The 25,340-nt window shown below is 57.4% G+C and carries 22 protein-coding genes and 4 pseudogenes; 9 read left to right on the top strand and 17 right to left on the bottom strand.

What is annotated here, in order from left to right:
- Window position 1: 1 nt before the first annotated feature.
- The 4 genes from ACQ86N_RS29540 to ACQ86N_RS29525 all read right to left on the bottom strand — a co-directional run bounded on the left by ACQ86N_RS29540 (window position 2) and on the right by ACQ86N_RS29525 (window position 3,318).
- On the bottom strand, window positions 2-307 hold the full coding sequence (locus ACQ86N_RS29540; protein ID WP_431210171.1) for a circadian clock KaiB family protein: 306 nt from the start codon (window positions 305-307) through the stop codon (window positions 2-4).
- 6 nt (window positions 308-313) lie between these two features.
- On the bottom strand, window positions 314-616 hold the full coding sequence (locus tag ACQ86N_RS29535) for a circadian clock KaiB family protein (protein ID WP_431210170.1): 303 nt from the start codon (window positions 614-616) through the stop codon (window positions 314-316).
- Window positions 606-2,054, bottom strand: coding sequence for a circadian clock protein KaiC (gene kaiC / locus ACQ86N_RS29530; RefSeq protein WP_431210169.1), 1,449 nt, complete (start codon window positions 2,052-2,054; stop codon window positions 606-608). The genes ACQ86N_RS29535 and kaiC overlap by 11 nt, the downstream gene beginning before the upstream one ends.
- Window positions 2,055-2,151: 97 nt before the next feature.
- Window positions 2,152-3,318 carry an FG-GAP repeat domain-containing protein gene (locus tag ACQ86N_RS29525; RefSeq protein WP_431217651.1) on the bottom strand — a complete coding sequence of 389 codons (1,167 nt, stop codon included), beginning with the start codon at window positions 3,316-3,318 and terminating at the stop codon, window positions 2,152-2,154.
- Between the two features lie 49 nt (window positions 3,319-3,367).
- Here ACQ86N_RS29525 and ACQ86N_RS29520 point away from each other — a divergent pair, with 49 nt between their 5' ends.
- Window positions 3,368-3,571 (top strand): hypothetical protein, encoded by a 204-nt coding sequence (locus ACQ86N_RS29520; RefSeq protein WP_431210168.1) that lies wholly within the window; start codon window positions 3,368-3,370, stop codon window positions 3,569-3,571.
- A gap of 96 nt (window positions 3,572-3,667) precedes the next feature.
- Here ACQ86N_RS29520 and ACQ86N_RS29515 read toward each other — a convergent pair.
- Together ACQ86N_RS29515 and ACQ86N_RS29510 are read right to left on the bottom strand one after the other, a co-directional pair.
- A pseudogene (locus tag ACQ86N_RS29515) lies at window positions 3,668-3,751 on the bottom strand (ASPIC/UnbV domain-containing protein); the annotation flags it as partial.
- Window positions 3,752-4,134: 383 nt separating this feature from the next.
- Window positions 4,135-4,653, bottom strand: a pseudogene (locus tag ACQ86N_RS29510) (FG-GAP repeat domain-containing protein); the annotation flags it as partial.
- 85 nt (window positions 4,654-4,738) lie between these two features.
- Here ACQ86N_RS29510 and ACQ86N_RS29505 point away from each other — a divergent pair.
- A complete protein-coding gene (locus ACQ86N_RS29505; RefSeq protein WP_431210167.1) occupies window positions 4,739-4,885 on the top strand; it encodes a hypothetical protein in 147 nt (48 codons plus the stop codon).
- Here the strand turns inward: ACQ86N_RS29505 and ACQ86N_RS29500 are convergent.
- From ACQ86N_RS29500 to ACQ86N_RS29455, 10 genes and pseudogenes are all read right to left on the bottom strand, one after another.
- Window positions 4,820-5,245: pseudogene (locus ACQ86N_RS29500) on the bottom strand (FG-GAP repeat domain-containing protein); the annotation flags it as partial. The gene ACQ86N_RS29505 and the pseudogene ACQ86N_RS29500 overlap by 66 nt on opposite strands.
- 13 nt (window positions 5,246-5,258) lie before the next feature.
- On the bottom strand, window positions 5,259-5,750 hold the full coding sequence (locus ACQ86N_RS29495) for a peroxiredoxin family protein (protein ID WP_431210166.1): 492 nt from the start codon (window positions 5,748-5,750) through the stop codon (window positions 5,259-5,261).
- Window positions 5,726-6,193 (bottom strand): GH32 C-terminal domain-containing protein, encoded by a 468-nt coding sequence (locus ACQ86N_RS29490; protein WP_431217650.1) that lies wholly within the window; start codon window positions 6,191-6,193, stop codon window positions 5,726-5,728. The genes ACQ86N_RS29495 and ACQ86N_RS29490 overlap by 25 nt, the downstream gene beginning before the upstream one ends.
- Window positions 6,194-6,256: 63 nt before the next feature.
- Window positions 6,257-7,836 (bottom strand): annotated as a pseudogene (locus ACQ86N_RS29485) (RagB/SusD family nutrient uptake outer membrane protein); the annotation flags it as partial.
- Window positions 7,733-8,962 (bottom strand): RagB/SusD family nutrient uptake outer membrane protein, encoded by a 1,230-nt coding sequence (locus ACQ86N_RS29480; protein WP_431217649.1) that lies wholly within the window; start codon window positions 8,960-8,962, stop codon window positions 7,733-7,735. The pseudogene ACQ86N_RS29485 and the gene ACQ86N_RS29480, both read right to left, overlap by 104 nt.
- Before the next feature lie 47 nt (window positions 8,963-9,009).
- Window positions 9,010-10,482, bottom strand: a complete 1,473-nt coding sequence (locus ACQ86N_RS29475) for a SusC/RagA family TonB-linked outer membrane protein (protein WP_431210165.1) — start codon at window positions 10,480-10,482, stop codon at window positions 9,010-9,012.
- Window positions 10,483-10,654: 172 nt separating this feature from the next.
- The gene (locus ACQ86N_RS29470; RefSeq protein WP_431210164.1) at window positions 10,655-11,689 is read right to left on the bottom strand and encodes a TonB-dependent receptor plug domain-containing protein; all 1,035 of its coding nucleotides are present in this window, start codon (window positions 11,687-11,689) and stop codon (window positions 10,655-10,657) included.
- Window positions 11,632-12,141: a carboxypeptidase-like regulatory domain-containing protein gene (locus ACQ86N_RS29465; protein WP_431210163.1), complete on the bottom strand. Its 510-nt coding sequence runs from the start codon at window positions 12,139-12,141 to the stop codon at window positions 11,632-11,634. Before ACQ86N_RS29465 ends, ACQ86N_RS29470 begins: the two co-directional genes overlap by 58 nt.
- Window positions 12,142-12,159: 18 nt before the next feature.
- The gene (locus tag ACQ86N_RS29460; protein WP_431210162.1) at window positions 12,160-13,041 is read right to left on the bottom strand and encodes a carbohydrate kinase family protein; all 882 of its coding nucleotides are present in this window, start codon (window positions 13,039-13,041) and stop codon (window positions 12,160-12,162) included.
- Complete coding sequence (locus tag ACQ86N_RS29455) at window positions 13,038-14,363, bottom strand: sugar porter family MFS transporter (protein ID WP_431210161.1); 1,326 nt, start codon at window positions 14,361-14,363, stop codon at window positions 13,038-13,040. The genes ACQ86N_RS29460 and ACQ86N_RS29455 overlap by 4 nt, the downstream gene beginning before the upstream one ends.
- 242 nt (window positions 14,364-14,605) lie before the next feature.
- Between ACQ86N_RS29455 and ACQ86N_RS29450 the strand changes: the two genes are divergently transcribed.
- The 6 genes from ACQ86N_RS29450 to ACQ86N_RS29425 all read left to right on the top strand — a co-directional run bounded on the left by ACQ86N_RS29450 (window position 14,606) and on the right by ACQ86N_RS29425 (window position 23,661).
- Complete coding sequence (locus ACQ86N_RS29450; RefSeq protein ID WP_431210160.1) at window positions 14,606-15,262, top strand: substrate-binding domain-containing protein; 657 nt, start codon at window positions 14,606-14,608, stop codon at window positions 15,260-15,262.
- 139 nt (window positions 15,263-15,401) lie between these two features.
- Window positions 15,402-17,396 (top strand): ATP-binding protein, encoded by a 1,995-nt coding sequence (locus ACQ86N_RS29445; protein WP_431210159.1) that lies wholly within the window; start codon window positions 15,402-15,404, stop codon window positions 17,394-17,396.
- Between the two features lie 49 nt (window positions 17,397-17,445).
- Complete coding sequence (locus ACQ86N_RS29440) at window positions 17,446-18,003, top strand: hypothetical protein (RefSeq protein WP_431210158.1); 558 nt, start codon at window positions 17,446-17,448, stop codon at window positions 18,001-18,003.
- Window positions 18,000-20,672, top strand: a complete 2,673-nt coding sequence (locus ACQ86N_RS29435) for a hypothetical protein (protein ID WP_431210157.1) — start codon at window positions 18,000-18,002, stop codon at window positions 20,670-20,672. The genes ACQ86N_RS29440 and ACQ86N_RS29435 overlap by 4 nt, the downstream gene beginning before the upstream one ends.
- Window positions 20,672-20,989: a hypothetical protein gene (locus ACQ86N_RS29430; RefSeq protein WP_431210156.1), complete on the top strand. Its 318-nt coding sequence runs from the start codon at window positions 20,672-20,674 to the stop codon at window positions 20,987-20,989. The genes ACQ86N_RS29435 and ACQ86N_RS29430 overlap by 1 nt, the downstream gene beginning before the upstream one ends.
- Before the next feature lie 59 nt (window positions 20,990-21,048).
- The gene (locus ACQ86N_RS29425) at window positions 21,049-23,661 is read left to right on the top strand and encodes a kelch repeat-containing protein (RefSeq protein WP_431210155.1); all 2,613 of its coding nucleotides are present in this window, start codon (window positions 21,049-21,051) and stop codon (window positions 23,659-23,661) included.
- Window positions 23,662-23,736: 75 nt separating this feature from the next.
- Here ACQ86N_RS29425 and ACQ86N_RS29420 read toward each other — a convergent pair whose 3' ends face one another.
- Complete coding sequence (locus ACQ86N_RS29420) at window positions 23,737-24,216, bottom strand: hypothetical protein (RefSeq protein WP_431210154.1); 480 nt, start codon at window positions 24,214-24,216, stop codon at window positions 23,737-23,739.
- A gap of 252 nt (window positions 24,217-24,468) precedes the next feature.
- On the opposite strand from ACQ86N_RS29420, the gene ACQ86N_RS29415 reads away from it, so the two are divergent.
- Window positions 24,469-25,263: a MerR family transcriptional regulator gene (locus tag ACQ86N_RS29415; RefSeq protein ID WP_431210153.1), complete on the top strand. Its 795-nt coding sequence runs from the start codon at window positions 24,469-24,471 to the stop codon at window positions 25,261-25,263.
- Window positions 25,264-25,340 lie beyond the last annotated feature (77 nt).

Genomic DNA, 25,340 nt, shown 5'->3' with positions numbered 1-25,340 from the left:
TTTATTTGAATGTGATGCCGAGGGCTTTGATTACTTTTTCCTCATCGGAAAGGTTTCCAATGAGGATCTTTTTCGGCAAAGGCAGTGACTTTATCAGCGACGGCGTAAATACGACGTGGTGGGAAAGGGCTGCTTCGGGGTTCTTGTAGATGTCGACGATCTCCAGCTGGAAGAACTCGCCGCAACTTTCGTTGAAGATGCGCCTGGCGTTCTCGATCGCTTCCATGGATTTCGGGGACATGCCTGAAACAAATAGCTGCAGGATTAATTTTTGGGGGATTTCGGAAGGAGTTTCGTCGTTTTCCATGCTGGTCTATTTCTTCGGTGGTAACGGTCGTATGTTTAGGCCTACCAATACTTTTTCTTCGTCGGAAAGATCGCCGATGATCTTTCTGATAGGAACGGGGACTTTTCGGATGAGGGTAGGTATGGCAACGATCTGGTCTCCTTCCGCCAGCTGCGGCGTTTTCAGGAGATCGATGACCTCGATGGAGTATCTTCCTTCCAAATTTTCCTGGCAGTAGCGTGTGATGTTGGTCAGGGCGAGTACGGACTTAGGCGTTTGTCCTGCCACATAGAGTCTGAGTTCCCATCTTTGTTCGTTGTCATTTTCCATTCGTCGTATTTGAGATAGTTGGTGTTGAAGAAGCCGCGAATCTGACCCCCGTCGGAGAGATCGTGAAATTGACCCAGTCGTTGTAGTGTTCCATGCCGCGTGCTTTTACTATCAGCAAGGAACGCTGTCTTTTTCCGCTGGTCAGGTCGTTTTGAAGATAGAGCCAGTTGTCCGCCAGCGAGGACACCGCTTCGATGGTCCCGTCGCCCATGGAGCTGGTGTGGTTCATGAGGCAGGTGAACAGGGCGTTTATTCTCCTGATCTTGAGGGTGTCGATGAGGCGGACGAGCATTGCTTTTACTTCTATCGGGCTTCCCGCGGATACGAGGCTACTGATGGGGTCGACGATGACGGTCTTTGGCCGGAATTCTTTCAGCAGCTTGTTCACTACGAGCAGGTGCATTTCGAGGCCGTGCAGGGTCGGCCGCGAGGCGTGTATCAGGAGCAGTTTCGACTTGATGAAGGGCCTCAGGTCGACGCCGATGGTCAGCAGGTTGCGAATGGTCTGGTCGGGGGCTTCTTCGAAGGAGAAAATAAGGACGCGCTCGTTGCGGAGGCAGCTGCCGAGGGCGAAATAGCCGGCGAGGATAGTTTTGGCTGTTCCCGCGGTGCCGGTGATGAGGGTACTGCTGCCTTCGTAGATGCCGTTCTTTTTGAACAGGGTGTCGAGGGGCGGAAGGCCGGTCGATATAACGTCGCTGGAAGTTCCGTAGTCGAGTTTTAGGGAAGTGATCGGGATGACGGAAATGCCGTTCTCGTCGATCAGAAAGGGGTATTCGTTGGTGCCGTGGGTGCTGCCGCGGTATTTCACGATCCGGAGCCGGCGGGTTGCGATCTGGTCGACCACTCTGAAGTCGAGGAGGATGACGCAGTCGGATACGTATTCTTCGAGGCCCTGCCGGGTTAGGGTGGTAGTGCCGCGTTCGCCGGTGATGACGGTTGTGACGCCTTTTTCTTTCAGCCATGCGAAAAGCCGGCGGATCTCGGAGCGGAGCAACCCTTCGTTCTGCATGCCGGAAAACAGGGACTCGATCGTGTCGAGGACTACGCGTTTGGCGCCGATGGCGTCGATGGCGTAGTTGAGGCGTATGAAGAGGCCTTCGAGGTCGTATTCGCCGGTCTCTTCTATTTCGGAGCGTTCTACGCGGATATGGTCGATGCGGAGTTTGCCTTCGGCCGTCAATTTTTTCAGGTCGAACCCGAGAGAGGCTGAGTTGTAGGTCAGGTCGGTGGCCGTCTCTTCGAAACTGACAAAAACGCCGGGTTCGTCGTTTTCCAGGATGCCTTTTACGAGGAATTGGATCCCGAAGAGTGTTTTGCCGCATCCGGCGCTGCCGCAGATGAGGATGGGCCGGCCTTGTGGGAAACCGCCGCCGGTGACTTCGTCAAGGCCTTCGATGCCGGTAGATATTTTGGCTATGCCAGAGGGTTGTTGCATATAAATCGTTGGAATAGAGTGACTCAATTTAGGGTTTTCTGTTGAAATTTCGGGTTATCAGGTGGGGACCTAAATTATCGTGCCAGCCACACATAAATTATCGTGCCAGCGAAAGAAGGGAGTCGTTGTTGCGGGCGAGGACGATGAGGGGATGGCTGGGGTTGGCGAGGAGTTTTGCGTCGCGCCATTCGCCGGACTGGTGGGTCAGGGGGCCAAGGGTGTGGAATGATCCGTCGAAAGTGAAGAGGGTTGGGTTGGCGGCGTCGTAGCGGCCTTCGTATGGCTGGACGCCGTAGAAGTTGCCGAGGGCCAGCCATTGGGATGGATGATTGGCGGGAAGGGGCAGGAAGGAGAAGATGGGAGAGAGTTGGAGCTGCATAGGGAGGGCCTGGGGGGTGAAGGAGCCGTGGCCGTTGTTGAAGAGGCAGAGGGAGGCCAGGGTATCGACGTGGAGGACACGGGCGTCGTCGAGCTGGTTGCCGAAGAGGTAGCGGAGGTTTTTGCCGGCGACCTCGCCGTAGTGGAGGTGGCTTTTTTTGAGGTAGGGGAGGGCGAGCTCCAGCTGGTCCTTGCCGAGGAAGGGATATTCTTCGCCGGCGATGAAGCAGGTCAGCAGTTGTTCGGTGGTGCCGTTGCCGTCGAGGTCTTTTACGTAGCAGTTGAGTGGGCCGTCTTTTCCGGCGGCGAGTTTTGTATTGAGGCCCCAGTTGCCGGCGAGGATATCCGGGTGGCCGTCGCCGTTGACATCGGTGATGGTGATTGTCTGCCAGAGGCCTTTGGGGCCGGCGGGTTTGTGTTCGAGGAGGGCGCCCGCGTGGTTGGTGAAGATCTTTACGTTCATCCATTCGCCGGCGACTACGAGGTCGGGGGTTCCGTCGCCGTCGAGGTCGGCGAAGGCGGCTGTGGCAGGCATACCGTTTTCATTAAAGAGAAGGGTTTGATGGAAGCTGCCGTGGCCGTCGTTGATGAGGATGTATGACGGCGTCGGCCGAGCGCCAAAATGGCCTGCCTGTGCGCCTCCGCCGATGAAAAGATCGGTTGCTCCGTCGCCGTTGATGTCCGCGGCTGCAACGCAGGATTTGTTGATGAGGAGGGTTGGCAGGCTGGCTTCTTTGAAACGGCCTTTGCCGTCGTTGATATAGAGGTGGTCGGCGAGGGCGCGGTCGCCGTCGGGAAGTTCGGAGCCGCCGGTAACGACATAGAGGTCGGGGAAGCCATCGCCGTTGGCGTCGAAGAAGAGTGCCGACGCCTTCGCTGTTTTTATTTCCTGCGAACAGCGCGGTGTCGGTTGGGGTGAATGTTCCGTTGGGGTTTTGGATCAGGAGCGCGCCCGCACGGCCGCGGGCGCCGCAGACGAAGAGGTCGTCGAGTTTGTCGCCGTTGACGTCAGCCACTGCCAGCCGTGGCCCGCGGGCCGATTCCATATGGGGGATGAGGTATTGTTGTTTGAAATCGATGTAGGGGTTTTCGTGGTGCCGCCAGGGGATGGTTATTTCTGTTGTTTGCTGTGGGGCTGACGTGGGAATGGTCAATGAAGCCGTCTGCTGGTGGACGGTGAGGGTCGTGTCGGCCTTTTGGTTGTGCAGCCACTGGCTGTGCCGGTCGGGCCAGACGACGAGGATGCTGTCTGCCTGCGGTGAGTCGCCGAGGCCAAAGTGCAGGCGGGGTTCGACGGAAGATTCGAAGCCGCGGGTGAGCATGAGCTGCTGGTACTGGCGTCGTCCGGCGGAGTAGACCCGGGCTTTTGCGCCGATGCCGAGGCGGTTGGCGGCGGCGCCGTCGAAGGCGATGTCGAGCCAGTGTTTTTTGGGGTGTGATTTTGGAGGATCACCGCGGGGGCGTTGAGGCAGTTGATGACGAGGTCGAGGTTGCCGTCGTTGTCGAGGTCCGTGTAGGCGGCGCCGTTGAAATAGCCCTGGAGACTGGCAGTTCCCCAGTCGGCGCTGCGGTCGATGAATTTGGTGTTGCCGGTGTTTTGAAATACGAAGGGGTGTGAGTAGCCGTCGGGCATTTTGTCGCCGAAGTAGATGAAATCCAGGTCGAGGGGGCGGTGGACGATGCCGCTGGAGACAAAAAGGTCTTTGTTGCCGTCGTTGTCGAGGTCGGCAAAGAGGGGGCTCCAGCTCCAGTCGGTTGCCGAGATGCCGGAGATGAGACCGATGTCGCTGAAGCTGCGGCCGTCGCCGTTGTTGTGCTGGAGGGTGTTGCGCGAATACTGGTCCTGATAGCCGTTGGAGACGATCTTTTGCTGATAGACGTCGAGGTGTTCGCCGTTGCCGTAGGTCTTGAGCGTTTTCTCGTCGCCCGGGAGCATGTCGGCGGTGATGATGTCGGGGTTGCCGTCGTTGTCGACGTCCGCGATATCGTTGCCCATGCTGTAGCGGCTGTAGTGGCGGAAGTGGCGGGCGCCGGATTCGGTGAACGTCCCATTGCCGTTGTTGATATAGTAAAAATCGTTCTCGTGGAAGTCGTTGCCGACGTAGATGTCTTCCCAGCCGTCGTTGTTGAGGTCGGCGACGGATACGCCGAGGCCATAGCAGAGGCTGCTGCGGTAGAGGCCGGCGGAGGCGCTGACGTCGGTAAAGCTGGCGTCGGCCATCGACTTCGTCGTTCCGGAACAGGCGTTCGCCGGCGTTGGGATCGTAGCCACGGCGGCTAGCCGTATCGGTGATATTCTGGTTCGGGTGCTGGGACTGGTTGAGGATGAAGCAGTCGAGGTCGCCGTCGTGGTCGTAGTCGAAGAAGACGGCCTGGGTGGCGAATCCGGAGAAGCTGAGTCCGTAGGCGGCCGAGCTGTCTATGAATTTGCCGTCGCCGGTGTTGATGAATAGCTGGTTGTGGCCGTTGAACCCCTGCTGGTTGGCTACTGCGCAGACATAGATGTCCAGGCGGCCGTCGCCGTTGACGTCGGCCATGGTGACGCCGGTACACCAGTCGGCGCTGCCGGCCACGCCGGCGGTGGCTGTGATGTCTTCGAATGTAAAATTGCCCTTGTTGAGGTAGAGCCGGTTGCCGCCTTTTGTATTGGCGGTGAAATAGAGATCGGGGAGGCCGTCGCCGTTGATATCGCCGGCGGCGACACCTCCGCCGTTGTAGTAGTATATGTAACTAAGGATGCCGAGGCCGGGCTTGTCCGGCAGTTGGTTTGCAAAGCCGATATGGGTCGTTGCGGCGGGCAACGATTCGAGCATTGCTGCGGGCCTTTTACAAGCGGTGAGAAGCCCTAATATTGCGCTCAATCCTAAAGAGAGTCTCCGCGTTATCTTCATAGTCGAGCAGTCGTTGGTCGGGTGAATATAAGAACATGGCAGGATAGCGCACGGGGCGGAAGCGAACCATGCTGGCGGCGTTGGGGTCGCGGAGCCACTGCGCCTTCAGGCGCGGCCCGTATTTGCGGGCAAACGCCTGGAGGGAGGGCTGGTCGGCTACGGATACCATATACAGCGGGATCTTGGCAAACAAGGCGGCTGAGTCGTTCATGCGGCGAACGGCTAATTGGCAGTGGTCGCAGTCGACGTCGACGAAGACGATGAGTGTTGCGGTGTTGCGCGGGAGGTTGGCGTTGGTGAACTGCTTTCCTCCCGCGTCGAGAAAGGTGAAGTCCGGCAGGGTAGTTGCCGGGTTGGGACCGGGTTGTGCGGATGTCTGGAGAGTGATTCCGAGAAAGAAGATTATCGATGCGGTGACATGTCCCATATTTTCAGATTTTTCAGTGTTGCGGCGCCGCCCTGTGCGAAGGCTGCGAGGCCGGTAGCTCCTTTGTCGGGATAGACATAGGTGGTGAGTACTTTTTCGCCGCCATTGACGAAGACCTCGAGGGATGATTTGTCGAACAGCAGTTCGAGGTGCAGCTTACCGCCGACTCCGGCGAGGGGGATGGTCTGGCGCAGGCGCCCGGGGGCGGGGCCTGAGCCCATCTTCGATCGGTCGACGAACAGTTCGTGGCGGGCGGCGTCGTAGCCGATGGTGGTCTCGTGCTGGCCGTCTGCGCTGCGGCCGATGCTGAATCCCGCGGTGGCGCTGGTCCCGAGGTCGGCTTCGATCCAGTATGCGTTACCGGTGGCGGGCAGTACGGTGGTGCCTTTTAGCTGGAGGAGGGCCGTCTTTTTGGGTGCGGGGAGGGCGGATCTTATTGTCATCGCAGGAGTCTGGATGAGTCGCAGGCCTTCGGCGGTATTGCGCAGGCGCATGTCGCGGGAGATGGACATCTGGCCGGTCCAGGGGAAGGTGGGTTGGTTGCCGGGAACCATCCATCCGATGAGAACCTTCTGGTCGTTGGGCAGATTGTTCCAGGGGATGGCGGCGTAGAAGCAGTCGCCTTCGTCGACCGGGAGGACCAGCGATTCGGGGTTGTCGTTGGTGAAGGACTTGCCGTCGAAGTTGCCGACGTAGTACTGCATAAAGACGCCGCGTGAACCGCCGGCGGCGGAGTTCATCAGGACCCATTTTTTGCTACCGCCTTCGACGGGCAGCTGGATGAGTGACGGGCATTCCCAGCCTGCTCCGGTAAAGCCCTGCGGGCCGAATTCGCTGAGCAGGTCCCAGTCCTTCAGGTTCTTCGAGGCATAGAAGCGGACCTTGTGTTCTGCCGGAAGAGCAACCGTCATCACCCATTGTGATGACGGTTTGTGCCAGAAGACGTTGGGGTCGCGAAAGTCCTGTTTTTGCAGGTCGATGACGGGATTTTTTCGTACTGGGTATAGGTCTTGCCGCCGTCGTTGCTATAGGCGATCCATTGCGATTCCTTGTGAAGATTGGGCTGGTGGCCGGTGTAGATAGCTACGAGGCAGCCGCCGTTGGTGCAAAAGCCGCTGGTGTTGTGTTCGTCCCATACGGCGGATCCGCTGAAGATCCAGAGTGTGTCGCCTTTGGCCTTGTCGATGATCTCGGGAATGGCCGAGGGCAGCTGGGTCCAGTGGAGGAGGTCTTTCGAGGTGGCGTGCCCCCAACTCATATGCCCCCATTTATTCTCGAATGGGTTCTGCTGGTTGTACAGGAGGTATTCGCCGTTGAGCCAGATGGGACCGTTGGGGTCGTTTGTCCAGTTGGTCTCGGGGGTGAAGTGGTAGACGGGCCGCCATTGCGGGGTGGGGGTGTTGTCCTGGGCATAAATAGCGGAGACCATTGAACAAAGGACCAGAGCGCAAAGCAGGCGGGTGGAAAACTGTGGTAGTCTTATCATGTTAGTAGCCTTTATTTTGGTTGTACAATCCATTGGTGAAAACGATCTGCTCCTGCGGGATCGGGAAATATTCGTTCTTGTTTTTTTGAACTGGGCGTTGAGGAGGAACGGATGGCGCACCTTTTCGGTCGCAAAATAGGTATTCATCACCTGATCTGCAATTCCCCATCGAACGAGGTCGAAGAAGCGGTAGCCTTCCATCGCGAATTCGAGGCGCCGTTCCCATTGGAGGGCTTTGAAGGCGGTCGCCTTGTCCCATGTGGGGATGTTTACGCCGGGCTGGTAGGTGCTGATGCGGTAGTTGCTGGGATAAGTACCGTCGGTACGTTTGACGAGCGGGCTGACGGCCGCCGCGCGGGCGCGCACCTGATTGATCAGCGGGAGGGCGGCGTTTGGATTGTTGAGCTGGATCTGTGCTTCGGCGAGCATGAGCAGGACGTCGTCATAGCGGATGACGTCCATATTCACGGAGGTGCCGTAGAAGGGGCCGAGCTTTTTAAAGCAGGGGCAGGTCGCCGAGTGGAGTTCTTTCATGGTGCCGAATCCGCCGTAGACGCCGGACAGGCGTTCCCAGCTGTGCGCGTAGGGGATGCTCGCGTTGTATTTGTAGGGATGGCCGGCGATGCCGATGGTGTGGTCGATCCGCGGGTCGACGCCGTTGTTCCAGAAGTCGATGCTGTCCTTCATTTCGGTGCCGAGGTCGTTGAAGCTGGTCGAACTGGGGGATGCCGTTGGCGTCGGTCTTGAAGGCGTTGACCATGTTCTGTGAGGGAACGTGGAATGCGCAGCAGCCGTATTGTGGCGCGCCGGCGAAATAGTTGAGGCTGGTGGACATGTTCAGGCGGCCGCCGATGGCGGTGCCGTCGTTGATGGAATACTGGATGGCGAAGACAGATTCCGGGCCGTTGTCGTGTCCGTCGAGGAAATTGTATGCAAAGTCGGTGTTCAGGCTATAGTTGCCGGAGTTGACGACGTCCTGGAGGAGCGACACGACCTGCTGGAGTTTGTTAGGATCGACGGTTGTCACGTTGTAGTTGTCGTCCTGTGTATAGGCGTGGTAGAGCAGGGCCTTGGCGAGGTAGGCCTTGGCGGCGAGCTGGTTGGCGCGGCCGGGCGCGCCGGGCTGGGTAGCGGGTAGGTCGGCGATGGCTGTCTTAAAGTCCGATTCGATTGCGCCCCAGAGCGAGTCGTTGGACATGGTATTTGCCGTCTTCAGGATCTGGTCGTTGGAGGCGTTCTCGTCGAACCAGGGGACGTTGCGGAACAGTACTTTCAGCAGGAAGTACATATGGCCGCGGAGGAAGTGCATCTCGCCGATGCGGGAAGTGCGCGCGGGGAGTTGGGCGTCGGAGAGTTTGCTGAGCGCTCTCAATGCCACGTTGCAGCGCGAGATGGCGGCGTAGGCCCTGATCCAGGCGCCGGGGAATCCAAAGTCGCCAAAGCCGTTGTTGTCGGCCGCGACGAGGTAGTGCTGTTCATAGCGGTCGAGCTGGCCCTGGTCGCCGATATCGCCGCCGCCTTTGTAGGCGTCGTCGCTGCGAATGCTGCCCCATTCCCAGTTGCTGGTAATCGGGGCGTCCCACCAGTCGTTGGCGATGCCGGCATAGGCGGCAGTCGCGAGGCCGTCGACGGCGGTCGGTGTTGTCAGGTCGGTTTGGGAGAGAGCGCCCTGCGGCTTGTAGTCGAGGTATTTTTTACAGCCGAGGGAGGACAGGGCGGCTATCATCAAAAGGCCGTAGATCCATTTATTTTTCATATAGTTTTTTTAAGGTGTTAGAAATTTGCGTTGATGCCCACGGTCACGGAGGTGGGTACGGGCCATGAATTGAAGTTGGTGCGTTCGGGGTCTTTGCTGGTCAGCTTGCCGGATTTGACGGCAAACAGGTTCTGGCCGGAGACGTATAAACGAAGGCTTTGCAGCGCGGCTTTGGAAGCGAGGGTTTTCGGGAGGGTGTAGCCGATCATTGCGTTGCGGAGTTTGAAGAAGCTGCCATTGACAAAAAAGTAATTGGATGTTCTTCCCTCGTTGTTCAGGTTGAGGACGGTCAGTGCGGGGATCGCGGATTTTGTGTTCTGCGGTGTCCACGCGGTGAAGACGCCGGGGCCTGCGTTGGTGTTGGGGGCTATCGTGGTATTGAAGCCTTTTGCCGGGTCATAGACGGTGACGGAGGCGACGCCGCTGCCGAACAGCGACACGTCGAAATTCCTGTAGTCGACGGCGAGGCGGAGGCCGTAGATGATCTTCGGCAGGGTTGTGCCCAGCCAGTCCTGGTCTTTCACATCTATAACGCCGTCGCCGTTGAGGTCGTCGTATTTGATACGGCCCGGGGCGGCTCCCGGCTGTGTCGCGTGAGCGGTCACTTCCTGGGCGTTCTGGAAGATGCCGTCGGCCCTGTAGCCGAATACCGAGAACTGGGAGTGTCCGATGATGCTGTGATTAGGGTCGCCGGGGTAGGCCGAGCGGACGTCTTCGGGGAGTTTTGTGATCACGTTGGCAAAATGGCTGACGTTGCCGGTAATGGTATAGTGTAGTCGGCCGGCGGTGGTATTCTGGTAGCTGAGGACGAATTCCCATCCTTTGTTGCGGATGCTGGCGCCGTTGAGCCATTGCTGCTGTCCTTCTCCAACCGCGGCCGCGATCGGGGGCTGGATGAGGATATTGCTGGTGTTGCGGTTGAACCAGTCGAAGCTACCGGTGAGTGCTTCCTGCATGAAGCCGAAGTCAACGCCGATATTGGTCTCTTTTGTCTGTTCCCATTTCAGGTTGGGGTTGCCCAGCTGGACCTGTACAAAACCGGAGGGCAGGGTTCCGGTGTTGATACCTCCGAGGTCGTAGGCGGTACCGGTGTTGATCCATTGCGGGAAGGCGGGGCTGGAGGTGCCGTAGTTGGCCTGGAAAAGCGTATAGGCGGAAAGGTTACCGATGGCCTGGTTGCCGACGACGCCGTAGCCGCCGCGCAGTTTCAGGTTGGACACCCAGCGAACGTTGCGGAAGAATTCTTCGTTGTTGATGCGCCAGCCGGCGGTGAAAGCCGGGAAAACGCCGTATGGGTTGTTGGTTCCGAAGCGGGAGGAGCCGTCGCGGCGGATGGTGAACGACGCGAGGTAGCGGTCGCCGTATCCGTAGAAGAGTTTGCCAAACTGTGAGAGGAGCCGGTAGCCGGTGGCGCTGCCGCTGGTCGTCTGGGTACCGGAGCCCGAGCTTAGCTGGAAATAGTCGAGGTTCTGGAGGGCGAAGTTGGTCACGCTGCCTGCGAAGACCGGAAGTCGTCGTGGACGGATTCGATGCCGCCGAGGATGTTGAGGCGGTGCTGGCCGAGTTCGAGGTTGTAGGTTGCGGTGTTTGTCCAGGTGAAGGTGAATTCCTTTGCCTGGGCGAGGGTCAGGCTGTTGAAGGATTGTACCGGGCCTTCGTTGCCTATGAGGGATAGTTTGCGGCTGGGTTCGTCGTCGTAGTCGAATCCGAAGCTGGTGCGCAGGACGAGTTTTTTGATGGGTTCGAGTTCGGCGAAGATGTTGCCGTAGAGCTGGAGGCGGTTGTTCGTATTCCAGCGGGCGAGGTATTGTACGTCGACGGGGTTGTTGCGGTCCGTGTACCCGGGACCGATAGGTCCGCCGTAGGTGCCGTCAGTCTTATACAGGGGGATGGTCGGGGCCAGGATGAGTGCCAGTGTTGGGGACCATGCGCCGCCGGGGTCCGGGCGGAGCCTACCTGAGTGGTGCGGGAGAGCTGGAAGTTCTCGCCGAGTCGCAGGCGGTTGTTGAATCCGCTGACGTGGGAGTTGATGCGGGCGTTGTATCTTTTATAGTTGGTGAATTGCAGCAGTCCGCTGTTGTTGAGGTATCCGAAGTCGAGCGAGACCCCGTTGCGCGAGTTGCCGGCGGTGATGCCCAGGTCGTTGGTGGTGATCAGGGCTGTTTTGTAGAGCTCGTTCTGCCAGTTGGTGTTGCCGACGGGTTCGAGCTGGCTTCCGCCGACGAAGGGCGCGATGTTGACCTTGTTGAGGACCGGGTTGGTAAAGTCATTATTCCAGTCGTAGGTATAGATCTGGTTGACGAGGTTGTTGGGGTCGGTCCCGTCGTTGACGGCGGCGCGCCAGAGGGCTCTGCCCCTGTCTGCGGAATTGAGCACTTTTTCCTGCCAAGGTCGTTCGGTCTGCCAGGTGACGCTGGGGTTGAGGTAGAGGCGCAGCTTGTCGCCGGAGGTGCTGCCGTCTTTTGTAGTGACGATGATCACTCCGTTGGAGGCGCGGGAGCCGTAGATAGAGGAGGCCGATGCGTCTTTGAGCACCTGGATCGAGGCGATGGTGGCTGCGTTGAGGTTGGCGAAGTCTTCGTAGCGGGTGGTTGGCACTCCGTCGATGATGTAGAGGGGGTTTGTGTTCCCGAGGGTGTTTACGCCACGGACCAGGATCGTTGGTGGGGTTGCCGTTGCCGCCCGTGGGGGAACCATCGGCGGCGATGTACAGGCCGTGCACCTGGCCCTGAAGGGCGAGCATGGGGCTGGTGGTCGGCACGTCTTTTATGGCGGCCAGGTTGACAACAGAAACCGCGCCGGTTAGGTCGACCTTTTTCTCTGTTTTGTAGCCGGTGACCACGACCTGGTTGAGATCGTTGATCCCTTCGATCATTACGAGGCTGAGTTCGGCAAGTGGAGGAGGTCAGTTTGACCTGCAGGCTGTTCATGCCGATGTAGCTGAGCGTGAGTGTCGCGCCGGGAGCGGCGGCGATGGAGAAGTGTCCGGCGGAATCGGTGACTACCGACTTGTTGCCGGCCTGGACCGTGACCCCCTGAAGGGGTTCTTTGGTGGTGTTTTTCACCACGGTCCCGGTAATGAGCTTTTGCTGCGCGAAAGTCAGCAAGCTAAGTAGCAGCAATGGCAAAACAATCTGTAATTTTCTCATAATTGTTAGAGTTTATATTTATTGGGCAATTAGCGTGTTTACTTCTTCGACTTTGTATTCCGGGCAGGGGCCGCTGTAACTGGCGATGAGGGCTCCCATCGCGCTGGCGAATTCGAGGGCTTTTTCCGGCGGAGCTTTCCGTGATAGCTGGAAGAGTAGTCCTGCGAGGAAGGCGTCGCCGCTGCCGACGGTATCGGCAAGGTCTACGCGAAATCCGGGGTGTTCATAGAATTCGCCGTCAACGGATATTACGGAGCCCCTGCTGCCTTTGGTGACGACGATGGTGGGGATGTGGAATCTGTCCTGGAGGGTGTTGATGCGGTCGCGTTCGGAGCGGTGGCCGGAGAACCAGCCCGTCAGGAGTTCGAGTTCGCCGATGTTGAGCTTGAGCAGTTCGGTACCATCGAGCAGGTGTTCGAGGATCTGGCGGTTGTAGTGTGGGGGACGGAGGTTGATGTCCAGTACCCGGTATTTTGCGAGGTCCCGGAGGGCATAGATGACTTCGCGGCTGGCTTCGCTGCGGGTGCTGAGGCTGCCGAAAACGAGGTAGCTGCACTGGCTGACGAGCGGGACGAACTGCTCGTCCCATTCGATATTATCCCATGCGACGGGTTTGACGATGTCGTAGTGGATGTCTTCGCCTTCGCCCTGGGCCATGGTCACTTTGCCGGTGTCGAGTTCGAAGTCCATCTGAAAATAGTCGGTGGTGATGCCCTGTTTTTCCATCAGCTGTATCAGGCGTTTGCCGTAGTTGTCGGGGCCGACGCGGGTGATCAGCGCGGGGTTGATGCCCAGCTTTCTCAGGTGGTAGGCCACGTTCATGGGTGCGCCGCCGGGGACGACGGTAGTGGGGAGGATGTCCCAGAGGATCTCTCCGAAGCAGACGACGGGGTAGTTCATGTTAATGAGTATTCAATTTGTTCGAGTGACTTACCTTTTGTTTCGGGCATCATCCGCCATACGAAAACCAGCTGGACGCACATCATCACGCAGAAGAACAGGAATGTGTTGCCGCCGCCGGCCCGTTCGGCGAGGTACGGAAAGGAAAAGGCGATGATGGCGGCCATCACCCAGTGTGTGGCGCTGCCGAGTGTCTGTCCTTTTGCCCTGACGGGGTTGGGAAAGATCTCGGAGATGAAGACCCAGATGACCGCGCCCTGTGAGAAGGCGAAGAATGCGATATAAATGAATAGAAAAACGGGTACCATCCAGCCGTTGAATGATGAGAGGTAGAAGGACCATGCCACCATGCCGAGGGTGGCGATCAGTCCGAAGCTGCCGATGAGCATTAGGGTGCGGCGGCCGATGCGATCGATGATGTTCATGGCCAGGAGGGTGAAGGCAAAGTTGACGATGCCGATGCCCGCGGTGGAGAGCAGGGCGGAGCTTTTCCCGAGGCCGGTCATTTCGAAGATGCGTGGGCTATAATATATAATGGCGTTGATGCCGGAGACCTGGTTGAAGACGGCGAAGAGGATGGCAAGCGTCACGGGCGTACGATAGCGGCGGGTGAAGAGCGCTTCGGAGGCGGGTTTGTGGCGATCTGTTTCGACGGCGGCCTGTATGTCTTTCAGGGTTTCGTTGCCGTTGACGGGGTCGATCTGCAGGAGGATGGTCCTTGCTGCTTCGGTGTTATTGTTATGGAGGATGAGCCAGCGGGGGCTTTCGGGGATCCAGCGCAGCAATACGAAGAAAATGGCGGAGGGGATCGCCTGGATACCGAGCATCAGGCGCCAGTTGTGGTCGGTGGACTGGCCGATGAGGTAGTTGGAGAGATAGGACACGACAATACCGAATACGACGTTGAACTGGAAGAGGCCGACGAGTTTGCCGCGACGGCCGGCGGGAGCGATCTCGGAGATATAGATGGGCGCCGTTACGGAGGATGCGCCGACTCCGATGCCGCCGAGGAATCGGAAAATGAGAAAGGCGTACCAGTTGACGGATAGGGATGTACCGAGGGATGACAATAGATATAGGATGGCTATTATGTACAACGTACGCTTTCTGCCGAAACGATCGGAGGGGATTGCGCCGGTGAGGGCGCCGATGACGGTGCCGATGAGTGCGATGGACACGGTCAGGCCGTGTTGTAAAGCGGAAAGACCCCAATAAGACTGAATGGATTGTTCGGCGCCGGAGATGACGGCTGTGTCAAAACCGAATAAAAAGCCGCCTAGTGCGATCACGAGGCTCCAGGTAAATACCGTTGTACTTCTCATATAGCAATTCGTTTCTGCGGGCAAAATAGCTGGTTGCGGGTGGGATGCTTACCAAAATCATTTCAACTTTTTGCAGAATCGTTTACGGTATCGGAAAAAGCCATATTGGATTGGTAATTAAATATTTATTGTCGTAAATTTATTAGGGTGAAATGGCTATTATCCCGTCGGGTTTCCAATTTCGAAAAAGATTGATACGGGTTTGAAACTGTGTTTTGCCCATAATGGTCAACTTTAAGCATATGATTGCTGTGCCTGCTGCCAGAAGTTCTGCTGATCTCCGCCTGCGTATTGCTGTGGGTGTTCTATTTGTTGTTTTGTTAGGGGCCTGTTCGGGTGGGAATGTAGAGAAGCATTACCGGATAGGGTTTGCGCAGTGTACGGGTACGGAGAACTGGAAGCGGGCGACCCGGGAGGCGATGGCGCGGGAGTTGTCTCTTCATCCGGGAACGGAACTGATCTATCGCAGCGCCAACGACAACAGTGAGTTGCAGGTAAGGCAGATAAAAGAGCTGCTCAATCAGAACATCGATATCTTACTGGTCTCGCCGAATGAGGCCAAACCGCTGACCTCGGTGGTTGAGGAGGCTTATAACCGGGGGATACCGGTCGTTGTAATCGATCGCAAAACGGAATCGGATCTATACACCAGTTTTATCGGCATTAATAATTATGAGTTAGGCAAGATGGCTGCCGACTATGTGGCGCATATTGTCCATGACAGCGCGAATATCGTCGAGGCTATCGGGCTGCAGGGGTCGACGTCCGCGGGGGACAGGCAGCGGGGCTTTGAAGACGGGATCCGTAGGTGGCCGATGATGCGTATCAAGGCGCGGGTGTATGGCAGCTGGCTGGAGGACAAGGCCACGGCGGCGTTCCGGCGATCAGGGATCAGTTAGCGCCGGGTGATGTGGTATTTGCTCAGAACGATCCGATGGCGCTGGGGGCATATGAAGTCTATAAGAGTGTTGGGATGGAGCGGTCGGCGCGGTTCTTTGGAATCGATGGGCTTTCCGGGCCGGGGGCGGGATCCAGGCGGTGGCGAACCGGGTGCTGCAGGCGACATTTCTTACGCCGACAGGCGGCGAGGAGGCGATCAAGACCGCCTTCGCGATACTCGAAAAGCAACCGTATCATAAGGAGACGATCATGCCGACGGTTGTCATCGACTCGACGAATGTGCGGGTCATGAAACAGCAGAACGACCGGATCAACGAACAGGCCAGTGATATCGAGAAGCAGTACGCTTTATTAAAGGAGCAGCAGCGGATCTATAAGAACCAGCGCAATCTTTTGTATTTCGCGATCACGGCGCTGGTGCTGGTCGGGATACTGGGAGGTATCGCCTTTTATGCGTTGCGAAACAACCGGCGGATCAACCGGCGGCTGGCGGGGCAGAATGAGGAAATATTATTACAGCGGAACCAGTTGATCGAGATGACGGCGAAGGCGAAGGAGGCGACGGAAGCGAAGTTCAATTTCTTTACGAATATCTCCCATGAGTTGAGGACCCCGCTGACCCTGATACTGGGTCCGCTGGAGGATGTGCTGGCGTCGCCGAAGCTGCATTTTACGGTGAAGCATAATCTGCAGCTGGTGCAAAAGAATGCTTTCCGGCTGATGCGGCTGATCAACCAGCTGATGGATTTCCGGAAGATCGAAGAGAATAAGATGAAGTTGGTGGTGTCGGAGAACAATATCACCGATTTTGTGGCGGAGATCGCGTCGTCCTTTCATGAGATCGCGAGGCGAAAATCGATAAGTTTCACCACGGTCAGCGAGGTGCGTGATCTCAGGGTGTGGTTTGACGTGAATATTCTGGACAAGGTGTTGTTCAACCTGCTGTCCAACGCATTTAAGTTCACCAACGAAAACGGCAGTATCAGTATTTCGCTGGCGATGGATGCGGCGCGGGAGAAAGTGCTGATCGCGGTGCAGGATTCCGGGGTAGGGATGACGCCGGAGGAGGTCGACCATGCTTTCGACCTGTTCTATCAGGGGAACAAGCGGGCGTTCAAGGGCACGGGTCTGGGGCTGTCGCTGACGAAGGAAATGATCCTTCTGCATCACGGGACGATCCAGATACAGAGTTCGAAATGGAAGGGGTCGACGTTCACGGTGAGCCTGCCGCTGCGCAGGGAACAGCTGGGCGAAACGGAGACCGCGACGGAGAAGCCCGTGTCGCAGCCCAGTACGGAGGATATCAGTATCTATACTTCCGATATCCAGCCTGTTTATTTTGGCGATGAGCCGGCCCAGCCTTCCCGGCAAAAGGAGCATTCGTTACTGGTGATCGAGGACAATGACGACCTGCGTGTGTTTCTGAAGAGGCGGCTGGGGAATAATTATGAGCTGCACGAGGCCGAAGATGCGGCGACGGGGATTGCCAAGGCTTATGATCTGGTGCCGGATCTCATCATTTCCGATATCATCCTTCCCGGTGAGGATGGGCTGCATGTAACGGAGCTGCTGAAGCAGGACCTGCGGACCTCTCATATTCCGATCGTATTGCTGACGGCGAAGGGGTCGATAGAGGATCAGATCAAGGGTATCAAACTGAAGGCGGATGCGTTTATCGTGAAGCCCTTCAATCTGGAGTATCTGGAGGAGACGATCAAGGGTCTGCTGAACAACCGGTCGGTTTTGCGGGAGCACTATACCAGCGAGCTGCCGGTAGAGGTGAGGCCGGGTGCGGCGACGAAGGTGACGAGGAAGTTCATCAATGAATTTATCGCGATCGTGGAGAACAATATTCCGAATGAAGATTTTTCGGTGGAGGATATTTGCCGGGAGATCGGGATCTCGAGGGTCCAGCTGTACCGGAAGGTGAAGGCGCTGATAGGGTATAATGTGAATGACTATATTTCGACGGTGCGGCTGCAAAAGGCGAAGTTCCTGCTGGCCGACTTACAGTATAGTATTTCGGAGGTGGCTTCGCTGGTGGGGTTTTCGTCGCGAGGCGTATTTTTCGACGGTATTCAAGTCGAAGTTTTCGATAACGCCTACGGAGTACCGCGAGGGGAAGAGGCCTAAGTAGGGGTTGGCAGGGTCGTGGGAATCCGATAGCTTTGGTGACCACACCATGCGTCAATTCGCCTATATCCGCAAGCGTATCCGACGGCTTCTCGCCGTTGTGTTTATCCTTTTATTATTGGTTGCAGGGTTGGCGTGGTGGACGGTGCATTACCGGCTGCGGCAAAGTCTGCGCCTCCTGGTTGCGGAAGAGTCGAAGGGGCAGTTGGCGCTGGAGGTGGGGGAGGCCGGTGTTTCTTTTACCCGGGGGAGTCTTCATCTCCGGGAGGTTCGTCTTTATACGACCGATACGGCGCTGTGGAGCACGGCGTACGATGTCCGTATTCCGGAGGTCTTTTTGTCGCTGGCTTCGTGGATGGCGCTTGTGAGGGATAAGAAGTTGCTGGTCGATAGTCTTGCCATACGGGCTTCTTCGGTGTGGATACGTTCGGGGAGGCCCGATACCGGTAGCGCCCGGCGGGCCTGGCAGGTGGAGGATGCGAGGAATGCCCTGGAAACGGCTCTCGGCCGGATGAATGTGCATTCGTTCTCGCTGCGGGTTGACAGTCTTCGGTTGGCTGACGGCGGCTCGCGCCGGCTGGTGGCGGGGGGATCCGTGTTGCGATGAAAGATTTTGTGCGGGGTGGGGGCAGGGCGGTGGGCTTTGTGTCCACGCATTTGTTTTCGCTGGCGTTGTCCGGATTGAACTGGGAGGCGGCGGATAGGGGGCAGCGGTTGACGCTGGGGAGGTTGAGCTTTGATAGCCGCAGCCGCAGATGTGAAGCGGACTCGGTGTCATTCAGGCAGGTGGCGGTGGGGGGTAGGCCCTATCGCTTCATTGCGGATCGCTGTTATTTCAAGTCGGCTGATCTGATTGAGGCATTGTCGAGCAAGCGATTTGTTCTCGATACGATAGTTTGTGTGAATCCGGTGCTGGAGGAGCCGATGGGAGTGGGGGCGCCTGTGGCGGTTGGTGTTGGGGCGGGGCGGGGTGGGGCCGGGGATACGGCGGCTTCGTCTGTGTCTGTCTTCGTTAAGTACGTCGCCGTTATCGACGGACAGGTGAGGTTGGGGGGTAATAAGGGTGTTGCTGCTTCCAGTCTTTCTACGCGGAGGGCGAACTGCCGCATCTACGGATTGTCGATCGACGGGTCGCGGAAATTTCCCATTAATACAGATAGTGTCCGTTTCAGTCTCGACCAGCTGGTGTTCAGGACTAAGGATGGGCGTTATGCGCTGGCGGTCGCGGGGCTTGGGCTGGAGGGCGGTGATGCCGTCTTTCATGGAGTATCCTTTGGACCGGTGAAGGAAAATGGTGAGAGTAGTACGGTGTTTACGGCGCCCGAGCTGAGGTTGCGGAATATTGCGATCGACCGGCTGCTGGAAGGGCGACTTCATGCTGACGGCGCTGTGCTGAGTTCTCCGAGGGTTGTCATGAAAAAATTGGACGGGATGAATAAACAGGCCGGGCCGGGGATGGCCCTGGTCTATCGTACTATGCATGACCTGAGGGAGATCGTCGACGCGGGAGCGCTGGATATTTCCGATGGGGAGATCCGGTATTGCCGTAGCGGGGCTGTCCCTGTTGACGCCATTGCGAGCGGGTTTAGTGCGCATATTTTGTTGAACGCCGTGCTTGGCAGCGATGATCTGCTGGATATCAAGCGGGCGATCCCGGCCGCTGAACTCGGGAGACTGCATGCGACTGCCGGCGGGCAGGAATTGGAGATCAGGCGGTATAAATTTTGGGGTATGCGGAGGCATAGTGAAGACAAGGAGGTGCGGGTTGTTCTGGGGAATGGATCGAGCGTGGCGCTGCGGCGAGTGGAATGGGGGAGTCTTGACTGGGATGGATTTCAGCGGAGCGGGGTAATTAGAGTTGATACGCTGCATATCGGAGGGGTTGATTTGAGGCAAAGAGTTGGTGCGGCTGGCGGTGTAGGGACGCCGGGGGTGGGAATCCCGCAACTGGAGATCGGGGCTCTTGCGGTCGACAGTCTATTCTTTTCGCGAGGGGATGAAAAGCAGGAGGTTCGGTTTAGGGTTGCGGGGCTCGCTGTGACGGGTATGCGAACTATGGATAATCTGTTCTGTTGGGAGCAGGCGAGCGCGAGCATAGATAGTTTGCACTGGCGGAAGGACAATGCCCGTGTTTCGGCGGCGAAGATGTGGCTGGACAGCAGGACGGGTGTCAGGGTTTATGGTGTGGAGGCGCAGTTGATGGCTGGTAAGGGGCGGGTGGATGTGTCGGCGCCGCAGGCGGATATCGACGTGTCCTTCCTTGCGGCTGCGGTCCCGGACAGGGCGGTTCTGCGTGTTCCCCAGGCGACGGTGACGTATGAGCGGGATTCGCTGGCTGCCGGTGCGGTGGTTGAGGTGAGTGCGGGGGTTATTCCAGGGAAAAGTATGCGGCTGTATTCGCTGGAATGTAGTTGGAAGGAGGCCTGGGCGCGGTTAAAGGGAGTGACAAGGGAAATTGAAGTTGACGGCGCCGCGGGGCGTCTGCATACGGATAGTATCCATAAAGACTGGAGGGACTGGCTGGATTTTACTAGTCTGGGAAAGGCCCGTGTACGGTGTAAAATGCCGCAGTGGAGCGTGGATGTGGGGGATGTTGCGTGGGACCCGGCGGAGCGCGAACTGCGGATGAGCCGGCTGGATGTTCGGCCATTGCTGAGTCGTGACAGTGTATTTCGCCGATCGGCCTGGCAGGGCGATTATCTCGCCGGGTCGGCTGCCGCGCTGGTGCTTCATGGCGTGATGCTAAAGGGCGAGGCGAAGAAGCCTTCGGTCGAGATCCGGCGGGTGCGGGTGGAGGGTGCGTCCCTGGATGCGTCGAGGGACAAGAATATGCCGTTCCATCATGGCATCCAAAAGCCGATGCCGACCAGGCTGCTGGCTAGCATCCCGGCGGATGTCCGGATTCACCAGTTATTCATTGACGATAGTAAAGTCAGCTATCACGAGCGATCGGCCGTTACGGGCCGGTGGGGGCGGGTGATTCTGGGGCAGTTGAATGCGGTTGTCGGCCCGCTGGTCAGCAGGAGCGGAAAGGGGGACACGCTCGCGGTGGATGCGTCTGCCGTCCTTTTTGACGGGCATGTCCGGCGATTCCATTATCGTGAGTCGTATGCGGACCCGAACTCCGGCTTTGAGGCGAGGGTGAGTTTTTCCCCGCTGGATCTGACGCGTCTTTCCGATATGTCCGCGCCTGCGGGCGCCGTGATGATAACGGGGGGCATGTCGATACGGCCTGGGCGGTCTGGCGCGGCAACCGGTATGCGGCTTACGGGCTGATGAATCTCCGTTATCGCGATCTGCAGGTGAAGGTGCTCAATAAAAAGGACAGTACCCGGACGGGGCTTGTGCCGTCTCTTGAAACGTTTGCGGCCAATCTGATACTGCCTGGGCATAACCGTAAGGGTTCGCTGATCTACTTCGAGCGGGACCAGGAGAAATTTGTTTTCAACTACTGGATAAAGACGCAGGTCAGCGGGGTCGTCTCGACCTTTCTTCATAAGAAGAATGAGGTCTACCGCCGTCTGTATGAGGGGCGGAGGCGGGAATTTTATCTTCCGCCTGCGGACCTGTGGGATGTCGTGGGGTCGAAATAGGCATAGGAAAAGCTGGCCAATTGTATTATCTTGGCGCCAACCCACAACTCTCTAAGCCCGTGAAACGACCTATCCTGCTGTATTTCGTACTATCCTGGTGCGAGTTTTCCTTTGGACAAAATTATGAATGGACCTGGGTGTCCGGAACCAACGGTCATGTTCAGGGCAATGTAGCCGTCGGCAGGGGCGTGGCAGATCCGTCCAATGTGCCCGGTCTCCGGGAGCCTGCGGCGAGCTGGATGGACAAGGCCGGAAATTTCTGGGTCTTCGGAGGATCGGGGGGATGGTTCACGCCTTTTGTGGGCGGAGGGGACCTCAACGATCTGTGGGAATATAGTCCTTCTACCAATCAGTGGACATGGGTGAGCGGCGATCTTACCTTTAATCAGCCGGGTGTATATGGGACAATGGGTGTTGCGTCTGCGGGCAATAAACCCGGAGCGAGGTCGCGCAGTGTCGGATGGACCGACAAGGACGGCAATCTCTGGCTGTTCGGCGGGATGCACGATGGTGGTACTTACACTTCGTATATGAGCGATCTGTGGAAGTTCGATCCTTCCACGAGTCAGTGGACCTGGGTTGGCGGCAGCAGTACGCCCAACCAGCCGGCGGTATATGGCACCAGGGGAACGCCTTCATCCTCGAATTTCCCGCCCGGTCTTTTCAGGGCTATGGGCTGGACGGACCACAATGGTATGTTCTGGTTATATGGCGGTACGTCCAGTGTGTCGGGTGTCGTCGACGATCTGTGGAAGTATAACCCTTCGAATAATCAGTGGACCTGGGTGAGGGGTATTCATAAACCGACATTGGTGTTCCCCGATTTCGAGGCGTCATGGGGGACGATGAGGATACCTTCTCCGTCCAATTCTCCGGGTGCGAGGATCGACTGTGCGACGTGGGTGGACCCGGCCAATAATTTGTGGTTGTTCGGCGCGGGTCCCGGTATCAATTTATGGAATGATCTGTGGAAGTATGATCCTGTTCTCGACCAGTGGACCTGGATGAGCGGGCAGAGCGGTCAGTTCGGGCTTTCCGTCGGTGGTACGAAGGGCGTGGCTGCCCCGGGCAATGTGCCCAGCTGCAGGTATGGGTCCATAGGCATGACGGATGCGGGGGGTAATCTCTGGCTGTTTGGCGGCTATGGGATGGGTAATAATCCTGTGGTCAGCTCGCTCGATGACCTTAACGATCTCTGGAAATATGATCCGGCAGCCGGTCAGTGGACCTGGATGTCGGGTGATCTTGCGCCGGTGGGGCTTGCCAAATACGGTACCAAGGGAGTATCCGCGCCTACGAATAAACCCGGGGGACGGATCTGGTCGGCGGGATGGACTGATGCCAGCGGCCAGCTGTGGGTGTTTGGCGGCAGTGGTTATCTGGAAACGAACAGTGTGGGAGGCGACGACGATCTCTGGAAATATGCGCTGCCGACGGCTATCACGATCACGCAGGTGTCTGCGACGGCCGCTTGCGCCGGCGGGGGATTGCAAATCAGTTACACGTCCAGCGGAAGCTATGCAGCGGATAATGTTTTTACGGCGGAGCTGAGTGATGGTTCGGGGTCATTCGGTTCGCCGGTGAATATCGGGACGATGAAGAGCGGCGCCGGGGGTGTGATGGGGGTGATCATTCCTCCCGGGACTTCGGGAGGCACGCAGTACCGGATACGGATAGTCTCTTCTTCTCCTGTGAGGACGAGTCCTGATAACGGGGGCGATATTACCGTCTATGGCAAGATGACGGTCGATCTGACGGGGACTAATACGGCTGGTATCTGTCCCGGAGCGTCTGCGCGGCTGAGCGCCGTCGCCAGTGGAGGCAAGCCGCCTTATCAGTATAATTGGTCGGATGGGGAGACGGGAGCGGGCATCGTCCTTTCTCCTTCGGCGGATATGACGGTGAAGCTGACCGTGACGGATGATGGCTGCTGGACGGCGGAGGGCTCCTTGCCGCTGACGGTGGCGAAGGAGAGCCTTGTTGTGGACGGCAATGCGCCGTTGTGTCCTGGCGGTACCGTCGTGCTGAATGCGCATAGCGGCTATTCCGCGTATTTGTGGCAGGACGGGTCGGCGGACTCTGTTGCTTCGGTCGGCAAGCCGGGTGTATTTGGGGTGGATGTGGTCACGGGCTGCGGGACTTCGCTGCATCGGGATGTGACGGTGGTGGATGCGCCGCCTTTGCCGTCGCGGCTGCTGGCGGACGATACTACCATTTGTTCGTATGATGTCCTGCCGTTGCCCGCGAATGGGGTCTTCACCAGTTATAAATGGAGTACCGGGGCCACGGCGTCTTCGATAGTTGTCGACAAGCCGGGATTGTACTGGCTGCAGGTAACGGACAAGAATAGTTGTACCGGCCGGGATTCGATACAGGTGGATCTGAAGAAGTGCCCGGAAGGATTTTTTATGCCGTCTGCGTTCACGCCGAACGGGGATGGGCACAATGATATTTTGCGGCCGAAGCTGGCGGGAAGGGTGGAAAGGATGAAGTTTTCCGTATATGACCGTTGGGGGGTGAAGGTGTTCGAGACGGTTGCTCAGGGGCAGGGTTGGGATGGAAGGCTTGGGTCGGGGGAGACGGCGGCGGGGGTGTTTGTGTGGGTTTGCGAGTATCAATTTGCCGGGCAGCAGGTGAGGGTAGAGAGGGGTACTGTTGTTGCGGTGAAGTAGGTGGGAATAAAAAAGGGTAGCTGACCGGCTGGCCAGCTGCCCGGTGTGGTAAAACATAGGACTTATTTGGATGGTTTATTTTTTGTTCTCGGACGGACGGTTGCCGCTGGAGTCGCGGTTGCTGTCTGATTGGGATTTTTTGGATGTGTCGTCGGTACGGCCGGATCTCATATTTCTGTCCGAGGCGATGTCCTGGTCGTTGTCGGACTGTTGCTGTTGGTTGGTGGGTGAGGATTTTGTGTCGCGGGACTTTGACTGGTCCTGCTGGTTTTGATTGGTGGGTTGGTTTTGGCTCGTGGCCTGATTTTGACCGGTGGCCTGATTTTGGCCAGTGGCATCGCGTTGGTTGGTATTGAAGTCGCCGCCGCGCTGGCTGGCATCGGTTCTTTCGTCGACATCCATGCCTTCGTGCTGGCTGGTTTTGCCGGATCGGTCATTTGCCATATCGGAGTTCTGATCGTTGCCGGATCCGGATTTGTTCATTTTTTGATTCTGTTTGTCATCCGTCTGGCTGCTCTGGCCGGGGTTGTTTTTGGGTGGTTGATTTGATTGCATGTTTATATGGTTTTATCGTTAGCAATTACTTGTCTTCCGTAATAGGTATGCAATATGTCTGCCACGGGAAAGCAGTGGGGGACTCCGTCAGGGTGGTTTTTCCGGGATGGGAGATGATTTTCCCGGTTGAGGGTGAAGGGGATTTGCCGGGGGTGAAGCGGGCTTCGGGGGTGAAGGATTTACCGGGCTGAAACGATTTTCCGGCATTTGTTTTGTTTAAGTATTTTTGGGTAATAATTAAACAAAATGAGTTTGTTCTCTATTTCGGAGCTGGGTCGGTTCTCGGGTTTGAAGCCTCATACGATCAGGGCCTGGGAGGCGAGGTACAAGGCGTTGACGCCGGCGCGTTCGCAGGGAAACACCCGATATTATGACAGCGGGCAGATGAAGCGCTTGCTGAATCTGGCCACACTTGTCAATGCGGGCTATCTGCCATCGGAGGTGGGCCGGCTAACGGATGAGAGGCTTCATCAGCTGCTGGAATCTGTGGCGGAGAGTCGTCATAGCGCTACGGTAGACTATTTTATTTCCCAGCTGATCGCGGCGGGGCTGACGTATGATCAGGCTCGTTTCGAGCAGGTCTTTTCGCATTGTTTGGCTCGCTACCGGCTAAAAAATACTTATGCCTATATCCTGTTGCCGATGCTGGAGCGGATCGGACTATTATGGCGGTGTGAGAAGGCTTCACCGGCGCAGGAGCATTTTGTGAGCAACCTGCTGAGGCAGAAATTGTTTGGGGCGGTGGACAGGGTTGCCGTTGCGGAGCCGGGGGCCGAACGCTGGCTGTTGTTCCTGCCGGAGAACGAGTTTCATGAGATGGGACTTTTACTGGCGTACTGTCTGGTTCGGATATCCGGGCATCAGGCCGTGTATCTTGGGTGTAATGTTCCTTTTTCTTCGCTGCCGGCCGCCATTAAGCAGATCCAGCCTGATCGTCTGTTGTTGTTTACGGTGAATGCGGAGTTGCCGAGGCCTCTGGTTGGGTTCCTGAAGGATATGGATCTGGGGTTTCCGGGGAAAAAATCTATGTTGCGGGTAGGTCGGTGAGGCTGGGTGGTGGGGAGAATAGTGGTGGGGCGGAGAAACCGGGTGGTTTGGGGAAGGCGGGTGGTTATGGCTGGCGG

The sequence above is a fragment of the Puia sp. P3 genome (genome assembly GCF_050632245.1).
Classification (GTDB): Bacteria; Bacteroidota; Bacteroidia; order Chitinophagales; family Chitinophagaceae; genus Puia.
The sequence above is the reverse complement of the archived record's forward strand: the minus strand, read 5'-3'. Positions and strand labels throughout refer to the sequence as shown.